The sequence below is a fragment of the Chryseobacterium oleae genome (assembly GCF_900115055.1).
GTDB lineage: Bacteria > Bacteroidota > Bacteroidia > Flavobacteriales > Weeksellaceae > Chryseobacterium > Chryseobacterium oleae.
On the sequence record NZ_FOVD01000001.1, the window covers coordinates 837,013 to 851,629 of the forward strand.

19 protein-coding genes are annotated in these 14,617 nt (G+C 40.8%); 7 read left to right on the plus strand and 12 right to left on the minus strand.

The annotated features are described in order from the left end of the window. Nucleotides 1–4: 4 nt before the first annotated feature. The 9 genes from BM143_RS03675 to BM143_RS03715 form a co-directional block, all read right to left on the minus strand. Nucleotides 5–793, minus strand: a complete 789-nt coding sequence (locus tag BM143_RS03675; RefSeq protein ID WP_090023081.1) for an urease accessory protein UreD — start codon at nt 791–793, stop codon at nt 5–7. Further along, nucleotides 794–1,432 carry an urease accessory protein UreG gene (ureG, locus tag BM143_RS03680; RefSeq protein ID WP_034728326.1) on the minus strand — a complete coding sequence of 213 codons (639 nt, stop codon included), beginning with the start codon at nt 1,430–1,432 and terminating at the stop codon, nt 794–796. It abuts the gene before it with no gap. A gap of 32 nt (nt 1,433–1,464) precedes the next feature. Continuing rightward, complete coding sequence (locus BM143_RS03685) at nt 1,465–2,163, minus strand: urease accessory protein UreF (protein WP_090023083.1); 699 nt, start codon at nt 2,161–2,163, stop codon at nt 1,465–1,467. Continuing rightward, nucleotides 2,156–2,665, minus strand: coding sequence for an urease accessory protein UreE (gene ureE, locus BM143_RS03690; RefSeq protein WP_090023084.1), 510 nt, complete (start codon nt 2,663–2,665; stop codon nt 2,156–2,158). The genes BM143_RS03685 and ureE overlap by 8 nt, the downstream gene beginning before the upstream one ends. Continuing rightward, nucleotides 2,655–3,320, minus strand: coding sequence for a hypothetical protein (locus BM143_RS03695; protein WP_090023086.1), 666 nt, complete (start codon nt 3,318–3,320; stop codon nt 2,655–2,657). The genes ureE and BM143_RS03695 overlap by 11 nt, the downstream gene beginning before the upstream one ends. Before the next feature lie 77 nt (nt 3,321–3,397). Beyond that, entirely contained in the window at nt 3,398–5,119 is a 1,722-nt protein-coding gene (ureC, locus tag BM143_RS03700) for an urease subunit alpha (RefSeq protein WP_090023088.1), read from the minus strand. A 1-nt stretch (nt 5,120) separates the two neighbouring features. Beyond that, the gene (gene ureB / locus BM143_RS03705; protein WP_090023090.1) at nt 5,121–5,489 is read right to left on the minus strand and encodes an urease subunit beta; all 369 of its coding nucleotides are present in this window, start codon (nt 5,487–5,489) and stop codon (nt 5,121–5,123) included. Nucleotides 5,490–5,503: 14 nt separating this feature from the next. Continuing rightward, nucleotides 5,504–5,806 (minus strand): urease subunit gamma, encoded by a 303-nt coding sequence (gene ureA / locus BM143_RS03710; protein WP_034728329.1) that lies wholly within the window; start codon nt 5,804–5,806, stop codon nt 5,504–5,506. Nucleotides 5,807–5,958: 152 nt separating this feature from the next. Continuing rightward, a complete protein-coding gene (locus tag BM143_RS03715) occupies nt 5,959–6,321 on the minus strand; it encodes a hypothetical protein (protein ID WP_139221978.1) in 363 nt (120 codons plus the stop codon). Nucleotides 6,322–6,726: 405 nt separating this feature from the next. Between BM143_RS03715 and pruA the strand changes: the two genes are divergently transcribed. From pruA to BM143_RS03745, 6 genes are all read left to right on the plus strand, one after another. After that, nucleotides 6,727–8,352, plus strand: coding sequence for an L-glutamate gamma-semialdehyde dehydrogenase (gene pruA / locus BM143_RS03720; RefSeq protein ID WP_034729102.1), 1,626 nt, complete (start codon nt 6,727–6,729; stop codon nt 8,350–8,352). Nucleotides 8,353–8,663: 311 nt separating this feature from the next. Beyond that, the gene (locus BM143_RS03725; RefSeq protein ID WP_090023094.1) at nt 8,664–8,897 is read left to right on the plus strand and encodes a thioredoxin family protein; all 234 of its coding nucleotides are present in this window, start codon (nt 8,664–8,666) and stop codon (nt 8,895–8,897) included. Nucleotides 8,898–8,919: 22 nt separating this feature from the next. Beyond that, on the plus strand, nt 8,920–9,651 hold the full coding sequence (locus BM143_RS03730) for a hypothetical protein (RefSeq protein ID WP_090023097.1): 732 nt from the start codon (nt 8,920–8,922) through the stop codon (nt 9,649–9,651). A 114-nt stretch (nt 9,652–9,765) separates the two neighbouring features. After that, a complete protein-coding gene (locus BM143_RS03735; RefSeq protein ID WP_090023098.1) occupies nt 9,766–10,029 on the plus strand; it encodes a DUF2024 family protein in 264 nt (87 codons plus the stop codon). A 125-nt stretch (nt 10,030–10,154) separates the two neighbouring features. Then, a complete protein-coding gene (locus tag BM143_RS03740) occupies nt 10,155–10,760 on the plus strand; it encodes a MarR family winged helix-turn-helix transcriptional regulator (RefSeq protein WP_090023099.1) in 606 nt (201 codons plus the stop codon). A 292-nt stretch (nt 10,761–11,052) separates the two neighbouring features. Next, complete coding sequence (locus BM143_RS03745) at nt 11,053–11,271, plus strand: cytochrome C551 (RefSeq protein ID WP_090023101.1); 219 nt, start codon at nt 11,053–11,055, stop codon at nt 11,269–11,271. A gap of 66 nt (nt 11,272–11,337) precedes the next feature. Here BM143_RS03745 and BM143_RS03750 read toward each other — a convergent pair whose 3' ends face one another. After that, on the minus strand, nt 11,338–12,210 hold the full coding sequence (locus BM143_RS03750; protein ID WP_090023103.1) for a TraB/GumN family protein: 873 nt from the start codon (nt 12,208–12,210) through the stop codon (nt 11,338–11,340). A 70-nt stretch (nt 12,211–12,280) separates the two neighbouring features. Next, nucleotides 12,281–13,102 carry a helix-turn-helix domain-containing protein gene (locus BM143_RS03755; protein ID WP_090023105.1) on the minus strand — a complete coding sequence of 274 codons (822 nt, stop codon included), beginning with the start codon at nt 13,100–13,102 and terminating at the stop codon, nt 12,281–12,283. 150 nt (nt 13,103–13,252) lie between these two features. Between BM143_RS03755 and BM143_RS03760 the strand changes: the two genes are divergently transcribed. Then, the gene (locus BM143_RS03760; protein WP_090023108.1) at nt 13,253–13,462 is read left to right on the plus strand and encodes a hypothetical protein; all 210 of its coding nucleotides are present in this window, start codon (nt 13,253–13,255) and stop codon (nt 13,460–13,462) included. 108 nt (nt 13,463–13,570) lie between these two features. Here the strand turns inward: BM143_RS03760 and BM143_RS03765 are convergent, their stop codons facing one another. Then, on the minus strand, nt 13,571–14,464 hold the full coding sequence (locus tag BM143_RS03765; protein WP_090023110.1) for a hypothetical protein: 894 nt from the start codon (nt 14,462–14,464) through the stop codon (nt 13,571–13,573). Nucleotides 14,465–14,617: the final 153 nt, after the last annotated feature.

The following is a 14,617-nucleotide window of genomic DNA, read 5'->3' on the forward strand; positions in this document are numbered from 1 at the left end:
TTATTTATTCCAAAGACCAAAGGATTTCCTGAATCTGGAGGAAAAAATTGTACATCAGTTCCCCTCCATGTCCCAAAGCTCTTACCACAAAACCATTATCTTCCATAGCAGAAACCCCTGCTTCCATTTCTTCTTTATGCTGTTCTGCCCATTCTGCAATGGTTTCTATAAGGTTATTTTTGTCAACATTTTCTTTTGTAGTGTAGAAAATAAGCGTTCCCTGGTGAGTATACTGCTCCAGGTTTCCGATGCAGTTGATGGGAATGAGATCCGGCTGAATGACAACATTATCCCTGATCACTAACTTATTCTCATGATAGATCTGCATCAGATTCTGGAACCGTTTCAGCTTAAAAACTTCACCATAATGTTTTCTTCCGCAGGTGATAATTTCACTGATAATGATCTGGCTGTTCTTTCCGATATGGATATTGGCCTTACTCTGAAAATTTGAATCTTCATGAGGAACCACCGGATGCGGAACGTAGGCAAATGAGGTATGATCTTCCATCTTTACATGAAGCTCCTGAACGGCTTTATCCTTCATATTGAACAACCGTTGATACGACTGTGACTGCAGCTGCAGTGAAGCGCCTTTTTCCAGCTCAATATTCAGATGATAATGATCTCCGACCAGAATTCCGGGAGAAGAGCTCATCACCATCTGATAGAGTTTATTGTCGCTTTTTCGCTGCCCTACGGAAACGACTCTGAACGGAAGTGAAACATAGAGATCTTTTACATAAGAACCACCATCCTTGAATCCTGCAATGATATGTAAACGACTGTCCATTTATCTTACCAGGTTCGGTTCTTCACACTCTTCCAGAAGCGCATATTTTTTGATCCATCCAATGACTTTGTCCAGACCTTCATCTGTTTTAAGGTTGGTGAACACAAAAGGGTTTCCGTTTCTCATTCTTCTGGCATCTCTTTCCATGACCTCAAGGCTTGCTCCTACGTGCGGGGCTAGGTCAATTTTATTAATGATCAATAAATCTGATCTTGTAATTCCCGGACCTCCTTTTCTTGGAATTTTTTCTCCTTCCGCGACATCAATAATGAAGATGGTCACATCAGCAAGGTCAGGACTGAAGGTAGCGGATAAGTTATCACCGCCGCTTTCAATCAGTACCAGTTCGATATCCGGAAAACGGGCAGCAAGCTCATCTACTGCTTCCAGATTCATACTTGCATCTTCACGGATCGCGGTGTGTGGACAACCACCTGTTTCTACCCCGATAATTCTGTCGTGTGGCAGAAGGCTGTTTTTAGCCATAAATTCAGCATCTTCTTTGGTATAAATATCATTCGTGATCACGCCAAGATCATATTTTCCGAATAATTTTCTGCTTAATCGTTCCAGTAAAGCCGTTTTTCCTGAACCTACAGGCCCGGCCACTCCTACTTTTATATATTTTCTATTGTCCATTTTTTCTAATTTTTGTTTTTTTATTTTAATCGTTAAGACATATAAAGCCTTGAATAAAGCCTTTCGTGCTGCATGCATCTGATGTCAAAAGCGGTATTGCAGAGTCCAACCATATCTCTGTCCAGTGCTATGGTTTCGTGCACTGTTTTTTCCATGACCGGATAGAGAGAGAAGAGAATATCCTGACCATCGAGCTGTCCCAGAGGAACCAGTTTCACCGCATTGGTGATCATTCCCGCTACAGAAGTGTGATAAAACCCCAGCAATGCTTCGTACAAAGGGATATTCATCAGATAAGCATACACTCCAAATACAATGCAGTAATGTGAATTGGCTTCCCGGTTTTGAACTGTCTTTTCAAAGGTTTCCATAAAAGGAAAACTTTGTCTTCTTTTGAAAATCTTAATCAGCCTCAATCCTAATTTCTGGCTGGCCTGGCGGATTTCACGCGGACACTTGATGGCATTACATTCGTTGTCAAGATTTATTAAAAGTTCCAGATCATTGTTTTCTGCAGCTTCATAAGCCAGTTTTACAAAAGCGCCGTCATTATACTTTAGATTGTACTGAAGCATATTTTCCACGAATTCTTTAGCAGTTTGCAGATTGTCAACGATTCTTTCCTGCACATGGGTTTCAAGGCCGTTGGAATGGGTATAACCGCCGATCGGAAGCGTGGGATCTGCGAGGTGAAGCAGTCCTGACAGAAAGTTTAAATGGGTGTTATTCATCTTTTGGAGCGGCCATTTTTAAGATCTTGTTAAAAATTGAAGAGCCCAGACTTCCGTGTCCGTGGGGTTCTACGTTGGATTTAAGAAGGTTCAGCAGTTTTACAGTCTGTTTTTCCGGTTTAAATCCGCTTGCTTCCAGCCATCTGAACATCGGCATTTCAAAAGGAAGCAGCACTTTATCTTCCTGAATAAAAAGCGGAATATGCTTGTTCCCGATCTCGTAGCAAACGGTTCCCATTTCGAGCAGAGAATCTGGTGACATAACGATCGCTTCCGTTTCCAGAACATTCACTGCGATGATCTTTTCCTCATCTTCAAAAAGAATATCTCCTTCGCGCAGACGCTGTCCTTCCCTGAGAAATTTAATCGCTATATCCTTTCCCAGTCTCGTTTTTTTACGCTGAATTCTTTTCGTGGTTTCAAACCATTCCAGATCCAGATAATCTATATTTTTTGCTGATGGATTCTCCGAGAGATTCCCTATCGTTTGGTTAATGATCATTGGTATCTGTTTTTTTTCTGAAATCAATATTTTTAGAAATTCCCACCCCAAACGTAGATGCACTGATTCCTGCCACATAGGTTTTGGTCCAACCTTCCTGTTTCGTTTTGGTCTGCAGCATCGATAATTCAGCGAATTTGAACTTCAAAGCCCAGCCACCACCCAGGAATATGGCAAATAAAGGATAAGCCCGAAGACGATACCCATTAAATTGATCCATAGAAGCCGTAGCATCAGACAATTTCTGTCCCCAAACGTAATGCGCATCCACCTGACCGATCAGGGCAAAATATTTCCCTAATGTCACCGAAGGACTGTACCAAATCCCAGCTTCATTTTGCTTGTAGATCGTTTTGTGATCCGTTACGTTCTGAGCGTAGGCATAATTCACCCCGATCACGTCATTATTATTGATGAAATATCCCACACCCAGCGGAATTCCGGCATTGTTACTCGTTCCTGTGGAGCTGTTGCTTCCGGAAGGGCTGTTGGTTTTGGAATAATCGAAGGATCCGTAGATCATGAATTGTCCTTTGGGACCTTCTTCGTCATTTTTCAGTCTTCTTCCTCCCAGAAACTGGGCTTTCATCTGTCCGGAAAACACAGACATTCCGGCCACTGCAAGAGAGAAGGCAGTTTTATTTAAGTTTTTCATTTTAATCTGTTCAATGTTAGTTTTGTCATTCAGTTTAAGAAAAGGCCCGGCAGTTACCGAGCCTTAAAAACTCAAGATTAAAACAAGTAATACAACTGTGTCAAAGGAAGTTTCTCCGCCGGTTCGCAGGTGATGTATTCACCGTCTACCGTTACTTTGTAGTTTTCAGGATTCACTTCAATGACAGGTATTTTATCGTTGTGGATCAAATCCTTTTTAGAAATATTTCTGCAGTTTTTCACCGGCAGGATCATTTTTTCCAGTTTATAGGATGCAATCGTTCCGTTGTCGATAGAGATCTGGGAAACAAAGTTCGCACAGGTTCCGAATTTTGCCTTTCCATGCGCCCCGAACATATTTCTGTAAATCACAGGCTGCGGCGTAGGAATAGAAGCATTAGGATCTCCCATTTTGGCAGCGATCACAAATCCTCCTTTTAAAATCATCTCAGGCTTTACTCCAAATAATGCCGGTTTCCAGATCACAAGATCAGCCAGTTTTCCTACTTCAAGAGATCCTACATATTCCGAAATACCATGTGCAATGGCAGGATTGATGGTATATTTTGCTACATATCTTTTGGCTCTGTAGTTATCATTTTCCGAATCTTTATCCTCTTCTAAATTCCCTCTCTGCTCCTTCATTTTACTCGCCGTTTGCCATGTTCTGGTGATCACTTCGCCGGGTCTTCCCATCGCCTGGGAATCTGAGCTCATAATGCTGAAAACACCCATATCATGAAGGATATCTTCCGCTGCAATGGTTTCAGGACGGATTCTTGAATCTGCAAAAGCTACATCTTCAGGGATATTTTTACTTAAATGATGGCATACCATCAGCATATCCAAGTGTTCGTCGATGGTATTGATTGTATAAGGACGTGTCGGATTGGTAGAAGCGGGTAAAACGTTCGGATACATGGCGGCTTTAATGATATCCGGAGCATGACCTCCTCCGGCACCTTCTGTGTGGAATGTGTGAATCACTCTTCCGTTGATGGCTCTCATCGTATCTTCAAGAAAACCACCTTCATTCAATGTGTCAGTATGAATAGCAACCTGAACGTCATATTTATCAGCCACTTTCAATGCCGCATCGATGGTGGCCGGTGTTGCACCCCAATCTTCATGGATCTTTACGCCTAATGCGCCTGCCTCAACCTGTTCTTCAATCGGTTCTTCTGCCGAGCAGTTCCCTTTTCCGAAGAAACCAAGATTCATAGGATATTCTTCAGCTGCCTCGAGCATTTTCTGCATATTGAATTTCCCGGGAGTAACTGTTGTGGCATTGGTTCCGTCGTTAGGGCCTGTTCCTCCTCCAATCATCGTGGTAATTCCACTGTATAAAGAGGTTTCGATCTGTTGCGGACAGATGTAATGGATGTGAGTATCTATTCCTCCAGCTGTTACGATATAGCCTTTTCCGCCATGCACTTCCGTTGAAGCTCCGATGATCATATTCGGAGAAACGCCATCCATCGTATCAGGATTTCCAGCTTTTCCGATGCCGATGATTTTTCCGTCTTTGATGCCGATATCAGCTTTAACAATTCCCCAGTGGTCGATGATCACAGCTCCTGTAATGCAAAGATCAAGAACTCCATCGTCTCTTTTTGCGGTCACGTTTTGTCCCATTCCGTCACGAACGGTTTTTCCGCCTCCGAAAACGGCTTCGTCTCCGTAATGGGTAAAATCTTTTTCTATTTCGATGATGATTTCAGTATCTCCCAGTCTGATGCGGTCGCCGGCTGTAGGTCCCAATATATTGGCGTACTGTTTTCTGTCTATAGGTAAGCTCATGTTATTGATTTTTAAAGTTTAATGCTTCAGCTTTGGCAAGACTTGCTTTTTTCTGATCTCCGGAATCTACCTGACCATCGACAAGGTTATTGAATCCCATGGCTTTTTTGGTGCCACCAATTTCTACCAATTCCACTTCTTTTTCTTCTCCCGGTTCGAAACGCACGGCAGTACTTGCTACGATGTTCAGTCTCTTTCCAAAGGCTTTCTCACGGTTGAAGCTCATGGCTTTGTTCACTTCAAAAAAATGAAAGTGGGAACCTACCTGAATAGGACGGTCGCCTGTATTGACTACTTTTATTTTAACTGTTTCTCTGCCTTCATTGCAGATAATAGTTCCTTCTTTTACAAAAATTTCTCCTGGTATCATAATAGAGATTTGTATTAACGGATTGGATTGTGTACGGTGACCAGTTTGGTTCCGTCCGGAAAAGTGGCTTCGATCTGTACATCATGGATCATTTCTGAAACTCCGGGCATTACATCGTCTTTGGTAAGAAGATGAGCGCCTTCCTGCATCAGCTCGGCTACTTTTTTCCCGTCTCTGGCGCCTTCCAGCAGAAAATGGCTGATGAGTGCGATAGATTCCGGATAGTTAAGTTTAAGACCTCTGGCCTTTCTTTTCAGAGCAAGCTCTCCTGCCAGAAACAGCATCAGCTTCTCCGATTCTCTCGGTGTTAAGTGCATAGTATTGGATTTTAAATTGGATATAGGGAAATCCTGTCTGCCTTTTGGAAAAGACAAATAGATGGGTTTAAACCTATTGAAAACAGGGTATGATTCTTATGGATCTGTATTCAAATACAAATCACAGAATTCATAAAAAGTCCGGGAAAAGATTAGCAGCCCGCAATCTGCAGGGCATGATACAGAATGTACCGTGGTGCCGTAATGTAGACGCGGTTTTGAATGGCCACCGCTTTGGTTTCGTAAGAATAACCGGAGAAGAAAAAGTTCAGCCATTGCTGGGTAATGATAGAATAATCAAATTTTACTTTTTCAACATCATTGGAATCCTGTGCATCCTGATCATCCGAAACACTGTAAATCTCCGGCTGACCCTGCTGGTCTGCATGTTTAACGAGGTGTATTTTTGAGGAAGCCTCAAGATATGACTGAGTTTTCCCGTTACCTGCAAAAAGACCTGCACATAAAGCGGAAAAGAACATTACGAAAGAGAATAATAAGACTCTGGTTTTCATATCAGTCATTGATGGTGTAAAATTAGACAATCCCCTATCCTGCAGCTATCAAAAAGATCATTTAAAATGTTCAAAATCGAGACAAACACGGCTTCTTCCCAGTGATCGTTTATTCACAAACTCCTTTCCAACAGCCGTTCAGAGAAATCACACAACTGGGACACATGTTTTGATGTTTTCATTTATATAAGTGTTCTAAACCGGTACACCCTCGCAATAACTCTAAAAAACCTGGTTAATAAAATGCTGAAACCTGTCATTTTCCGTTGATTGAAAAAGATATTTTTTAACTATTAGCTCATGACAAATTTCACGGTATAAAGAGACGTGATTTTTTTTCTTTGCGTTAATTATTGTAAATTTGTATACCAACATATTGATAATTTTAAAATAATACAACATAATATGTCAAAAGCAATTTCGCAAGTACCATTTGCAGTAAACGAGCCGGTAAATTCTTATGTACCAGGATCTCCAGAAGTTAAAAGCCTTATCGCCACTTACAAAAAAATGTGGGCTGAGAAGATAGAAATTCCAATGTTCATCAATGGAAAAGAAGTGAAAACGGACGAGAAAGTTCAGCTTCAGTCTCCTCAGGATCATGCGCATGATTTCGGGTTTTACTATAAAGGTACCATGCAGCATGTAGATGACGCCATCAACGCGGCATTGGCAGCTAAAAAAGAATGGAACGAACTGGGCTGGGAACACCGTGCAGCTATTTTCTTAAAGGCAGCTGATCTTTTAGCAGGACCTTACAGAGACGTAATCAACGCAGCAACGATGATCGGACAGTCTAAAAACGTACACCAGGCTGAAATTGATGCTGCGTGTGAGTTTATCGATTTCTTAAGATTCAACGTTGAATTCATGACGGAGATGTATTCTGAGCAGCCGGTTTCCGACAGCGGAATCTGGAATCGTGTAGAGTACAGACCATTGGAAGGTTTCTGTTTTGCAGTAACGCCTTTCAACTTTACAGCAATTTCAGGGAACTTACCTACGTGTATGGCTATGCTTGGAAACGTAGTGGTTTGGAAGCCTTCTGACAAGCAGGTTTATTCTGCAAAAGTGATCATGGATGTATTAATCGAAGCGGGTCTTCCTGCAGGGGTCATCAACATGGTTTTCACAGACGGAAAAGAAACGGCTGAGAAAGTATTGGCACATCCGGATTTTGCAGGTCTTCACTTCACAGGATCTACGAAAGTATTCCAGGGAATGTGGAAAATGATCGGTGACAATATCCATAACTACAGAACATATCCAAGAATCGTTGGAGAAACAGGTGGAAAAGATTTCGTGATCGCTCACCCTTCTTCTAATGTGGAAGCTGTAGCGACTGCTTTGGTAAGAGGTTCTTTCGAATATCAGGGACAGAAATGTTCTGCAGCTTCAAGAGCGTATGTACCTAAATCTCTTTGGGCTGATGTGAAAAAAGTAATGGAAACTCAGATCAACTCAATTAAAGTGGGTTCTCCTGAAGATCCATCAAACTTCGTTAACGCAGTTATTGACAAAAATTCTTTCGAAAAATGTAAAGGATACATCGACAGAGCAACTGCTTCCGGTGAGGCTGAAATAGCAATCGGTGGAAAAGTTGACGATTCTAAAGGATGGTTTGTACACCCAACGGTAATCGAAACTACAAATCCTCATTACGAAAGTATGGTAGAAGAGATCTTCGGACCTATCCTATCTGTTTATGTATATGAAGATCAGGACTGGAAAGAAACATTGAAACTGGTAGATTCTACGTCTCCTTATTCACTGACAGGTTCTGTATTCGCACAAGACCGTTACGCGATCAACGAAGCTTTCAAAGCTTTGGAAAACGCTTCAGGAAACTTCTATATCAATGACAAACCAACAGGTGCCGTTGTAGGACAGCAGCCTTTCGGTGGTGGTAGAGCTTCAGGTACCAATGACAAAGCAGGTTCTAAAATGAACTTACTGAGATGGACATCTGTAAGAAGTATCAAAGAAACTTTCGTTTCTCCAAAAGACTACAAATACCCATACCTGGGATAAGAGTTATGAGTTATGAGTTATAAGTAATGAGTAATGAGCAATGAGTAATATAGGCCCTGGAATTTCTTCCGGGGCTTTTTTTATGGGTAATGAGCAATAAGTAATGAGTAATACTATCGGAGTGTAAATTCCTCACTCATAACTCATAACTCATAACTCATAACTCATAACTCTCTCCACACCTGCAACCCATCATCTGCCACATCATAAACAGTCCAGTATTTTTATATCCTCATAGTCCAGTCATTTAAGTTAGTAATCCTAACTACATTTGTCATGGCAATAATGCCTTAATTAAATACCATTGAATTATGAGTAAATCAGTTTTTTATCATGCAGGATGTCCTGTATGCATTAGCGCAGAACACGACATTGTTAACCTTATCGGATCAGAGAACATAGAGATCATTCATCTTGGAGACAATCCGCAAAGTATTGAAAAAGCGGAAAAGGCAGGTGTAAAATCTGTACCGGCTTTGGTCACTCCTCAGGGGAATGTACTTCATATCAATTTTGGAGCTTCCATTGAAGACGTGAAACAGTAAGAAGGTTGAAAACATTGAAAAAATGAAGAAAAAATTTTTAACAATTGTTGCTTTCATCTCTTTCACCACAGCTTTTGCCTGTGATCACTGCAAGCAGTATGAAGACTCAAAAGATTTCAAAATCAAATCGGCACAGGTTACCCACAATAAAAAATACGGAACCCTTGAATTTGAGATCATTGTTGAAGGTAAGGCCGGTAAAACAGTTCCCACTCCAGTCGGTAAACTCGATATGGCTCCTGTACTGGGATACGTTTTCCCTACGACACTGAAGCCTGAAGATGTAGGTTTCAGCCCTACTGAAGGAATTGTAGCACTTGCTTTAACCTCACATCCGGATTTTGATGACAGCCCGCTCTGGGATGAAAATGCAGATGGCAAGTTTGATAACGACGGCATTGTATGGCATCCTCACTGGGTGGTTCTGGTACAGGATAAAAGGGTAAAAGGAGGCCTTTCGGTAAAGGAATACAAGAAAGCAGATCCCATAACAAAACCTAAGACCGCTCCGGATATGCCTATGTATATGGATTCACCGGGATTTCCGGTGGTGACTCAGAATAATGCGATCCGTGTTTCTGTACCGGCATACCGCATTAATAATAAAGTCAGCTTTAATTATGACGCTGTTGCCTGCTATCTTCAGGTCTCTGCTCCGGAAGGAGGCATGTCTATGGATAAGCCAATGTTGGGGGTTTATAATGTCTACAGTGTGCTTTCCAAGAACCTTTCTTTACCCTACAAGGTAAAATAATAGAGATGATTCAGTTCATCTGTTACTAAAAACAGGAGCAGGAATGGCCCATTCCTAACATTTTACGATGATAGGTGCCGTTCCTGCTTTATAATTAACCTTAAAAAAAATACAATGAAAATTGCCGTTTGGGATACTTACGTTACTAAAAAAGACGGAACCGTGATGCATTTTGATATTCTGGTTCCGGATCACATCAACGATACAAAAACTATTTTTGAACACGGGCAAAACTATCTGGTCCAAAAAGGACAGCAGGGACAGGCTCTTACCGCGAAAGAATGCAACTTATGCCATATGGAGGAAGCCACTCCGGATATAAAAAATAAGATAGATCAAAAAGGATATGATATCATTGAAATGGAGGGATGTAACTAATTTCAAAAACACAACTATTCAAATATACTTTCAGTGAAGATTATTTTGCTGAAAGTTTTTGTTAAATTTCAACATTCAAAATAATTAACCTATAAAGGCTTTAAACACTCACAGAATACCATAAAATGATCCATTCACCCTTTGACCTGAACCAGCAAAACCACGAGATCGACAGCAAGATTGTTGTGGCTTTAGAGCGTCTTTCAGAGGCCTTCCGAGTATTGCTCTGGAACGAGAGCAAACTGAATACGCTAAGCCCGATACAAATACAAATCCTGATTTTCTTACTCTTCCAGCCAACTGAAAAATGCAGAATAAGCAATCTGGCTAAAGAATTCAACATGAGTAAGCCTACAATCAGTGACAGTGTAAAATCTCTTTTACAGAAAGGCCTGATTGATAAAAAAAGTGATCTACTGGATTCCAGAAGTTATACGCTAAGCTTAACCGACAGCGGCAGGATTATGGCCTTAAAGTCAGCTGATTTCACAAGATCCATTGAGAACCCGGTTAGTTCTCTTAGTCTTCAACAAAAAGAAATGATGCTGGATGGATTACTGAAAATCATTCAGGGATTAAATACAGCCGGCATCATTACCGTACAAAGAATGTGTTTTACCTGCAGCCATTACAGAATCAGTGATGAAGGTCATTACTGCAAATTACTTCAGATGCCGCTGGCTTATAAAGAGATCAGGATCAACTGTCCAGAGCACGCTGCCATCATATAATGTCAGGAAGATAGAAGATGGATGAGGGAAGTTATGGAGGCTCAAAGCACAGCTATTCCAAACCTCATTAATGTTTTTCCTAAACAACTTTTATCAAATTCTATGGAAACCGTTAAAATTAATGTCCAATAGTAACTTCCATCTTCCCTCCTCCATCTTCCAATCTCACAATTCCCACTTCCTCCCCCATTCTCTAACACCTTTTAACAAACTTTATCTATGTTTTAATAGTTTACCCTACCGTTTAGGAATGGTTATTGAACTTTACGTACTACACTAAAAATAAAATATTATGAAAAAGTTATTGTTAGCAGCCTTTGGTTTAGGAATAGTCGCTGTGAGCTGCGGAACCAAGGAATCTACCATGTCGACGAAGAATTCGGATTCGACGGCAGTGAATACACAGACCATACAACCGGCAGCAACGGATACGGCATCTGTCAAAAAGATGAATCCTGACCCGGCTACCACCAAAGTAGATTCAACGGCAACAGTAGTTCCGGCTAAATAGATACGAACAGATGTTTAATCTAAATATGGAAAATCCGCAGATGAAAGCTCTGCGGATTTTTTTGTTTTATAATTTCATAGGAATCGGTTCTACGGAATATCCTAAACCTTTAAACTTCTCGATCAGCCCGCAGGTATAGGAAAAATGTCCTAATCCAACAGCCAGAAAAACATTATTCTCTTCGATTAAGCCTGGAAGAATCTCCATCCATTTGCCATTTCTCTCGGTCACAATGATCTGATCTCCTTTGCTGAGGCTTTCACAGGATTTATTAAAGATATATTGGTCTTTCAGATTCAGATAGTCGTTCTGCATACCTCTGCATTTTTTGTCATTGGAAGCCATTGTTTTTTCATATTTGTTCAGGGTCCATTTTATCGCGGCGTTTCCAGAGCGGTATTTGGGCTCCTTTGCATTTTGAAGATAGTCTTTCTGCATTTTTGAGGTTTCCAGATAGATCAGCTTTTTGCCGTGGTCTTCGCCCTGTTTTTGAATATAGCCATCCAGCATATACTGGTCTGAACCGCTGCATCCCGAGTTCCAGATTCTCTGCTGCATGATTTTTACGATCTCGTCCCGTTTCAGTTTTTTGATATCTATTCCGGTATTTTTAAAGATGTTTTGCAACCTTGCATAGTCTTCAGGGGAAAGTTTTTCCTCAAGGTCATTGGTCTCTGTACGGCTATTAAATTCATCAATTATTTTATCCCTTTTGATCTCGGTTTCCGTAATCACAATATCACTGGACTTCAGAGATTGATCCAATATCGGATACTGGTTATAAAAAGTTTCTCCGGCCATATGCATCGTCCCGAAAAAATACGAAATATGCTTTCCGTTCTTTGAAGTGATTTTCCAGAGATAGGTTTCCTGAGCAAAGATCATCGCTGAGAAAAATGTAAACAGAAAGACTAATCTTTTATTAATATTATTTTCCATAATTGATCATGTTTTTTATTTAATCAAAAATAGAAAGCTAAAAGATTAAAAAATTGTAAAAATGTAAACCTCAGAGAAAAAACCAGTTAACACTCCCATCCTGGTAAAAAGAAACATTCTGAAAAAGCTTCTTCGGGGTACTATCCGTTAATGATTTAAAATCTTTAATAAGGTGGGACTGATCATAGAAAAGATGGTCATAGCTAAGCTCCGTCATACTTATTTTCTTATCCATACTGCTGAGCAGGGTTTCTCTGAACCGCTGAATTTTCCTGAAATCAGAGGGGCTTTTGCAAAGATGAAGATCAAAGAGTTTGTTCACGGTCTGCCTGCTTGTTTTGTATTGGGCAGATAGCTCTGCAAGGGAAATTTCGGGATCGGAAACCATGTCGTCAGCCAGCTTACCGAGAAAAGGATGGCTGAAGCCTTCAAACTTAGACAACCAATATTCCTCTATCATCTCTTTTCTTTGCTCGAAATCCTTTTCGTGAAGGATGCTGATCATCGATGTTTTATAGTCATCAAAGGGCATAAAACTGTTGAAGAAAGTATCTGTATACTGCTTAAGTGGTTTTTTGAGAAAAGCATTCAGTCCTAAAGGTTTAAAATAGAATGTAATTTCGTTGATACTGCCTTTAATAGACACCCTGATCGGTTTTTTATAATGGCAGATCAGACTGGATATAAATTTTCCGTTTGTGGTGCTGTTGGCAATCACACTGTTGGGTCCAAATTCCATTTCTATGCCTTCACAGACAGAAATAATGCTGTAATTATTCGGGAATGTAAGATATTCCATGTCTTTATCACCGGCTTCTTTGGTCAGGAAATAGTATCCTTCCATATAGGCTGCCAATGCAGGATTCTTAGGTTTAAATAATTCCAGCGTCATTTTCAAGATACTTGTGATTTTATAATAAGTAGCAGAAATACGCTATTTATTACATCGAAACAAAATTTTCTCAGAATATACAACAGACTCTTACAAAACTCTTATTATTTTTCTATATTTGATTGTATTAAATCTCAAACATTAACTATTATGAAAAAATTATGGATAGGAGCTATTCTAGGCGTTATGTTTTTAGGAAGCTGTGCTCAGAACAAGGAAAAAAGAGAAGAGTTCAAAGACGAACACAATAAAGACTCTCTGAGAAATAAAATGGGCGATTCCGCCGTTGCCAATTCTGAACCGGTTCCGCCTTCCCCTGACTCCGCCAAAGTAAAAACAGACACTTTAAAGACTAAATAAAATAACAAATCCGCAGCTACACTGCGGATTTGCACTTAAAAAAACTTGACTGAAAAAAACCGGGCAATCAACCCCGATTGTATTATAAAATCTTTTATCGTCCCCGGATTATTCACCCAGATAGATAAAGGTATTGACCACCAGATAAGCAGATCTGTTATCCATAGATGCCCCTATTCCTCCTGTAGGAACTGTTGCAATCCCCGACAGTGCATGAATATGAGCCCCGGAAGTGGCTGTACTGCTCATCAGCCCGACTCCGCCCCAGGAGGAAGATTCATTGTTCCCCTGATAATGGCCGGAACCATTATTTCCTACATCTGTACCTCCAAGCAGGAAACCTCCTTCTCCTGATCCGTGGGTATGTTCGCCTGCACTTTCTGCAGTTCCGCTTACCACACCTGTCAGATTGATATCCGGAAGATTCGAGCGGGTAATCGTCATCGTATTATTCCCGCCATGGCTTCCCAATAGCTCGGCACCATTTCTTGTTTTTAGAACCCTGTCTGCTGCGTCCGGAAGACTCGTCGTAAAGCCTAAGCCTGCCGCTGAATTCTGTGCCGGTAATGGAAGAGAGGAAACTGACCTTCCATTAAGCAGATACCATCCGTTGTGATCTGACGGCTGCACAGAGTTTTTAATATCTCCTGCAGACTGGGGATGCATTTTTCTGGGATCCCCCGGCAGCATTCTCTGCCACATTTTTCCGTCATAATAATAGAGCCCGGTGGCTGTAATATTCACCGTTTTGCTGCTGGGTACCCTTACTGCTGCCGAAGCATAAATAATGGTTCCTGCATGACTCTCTGTGTACTGGAGATCAGCTGCCTTAATCTCATCTCCTGAAAGCCTTGGGGGCAATACCCCTTCAGCTGTGGATCCGTCACTTCTTTTCGCGACGATGTCCAGACTCGCAATCGGCACAGCTGTATTGATTCCTATCTGCCCAAAAGCAGCATTAGAGAATACAGATGCCAACACGACCGTTAAAGTTGTCTTCATCCGTTTAATTTACTAGTTAAAAGTTTTCATGGTTTTTTTGTATAAAATAGTTGGCAGATATTTTATACCGTCTAGTAATTTTCAGTGTTAGTATTTAGATGGCTGAGCGCAGTTCTGCTTTAATGGGAATAAACAGATTAAAAAATGAGTGAC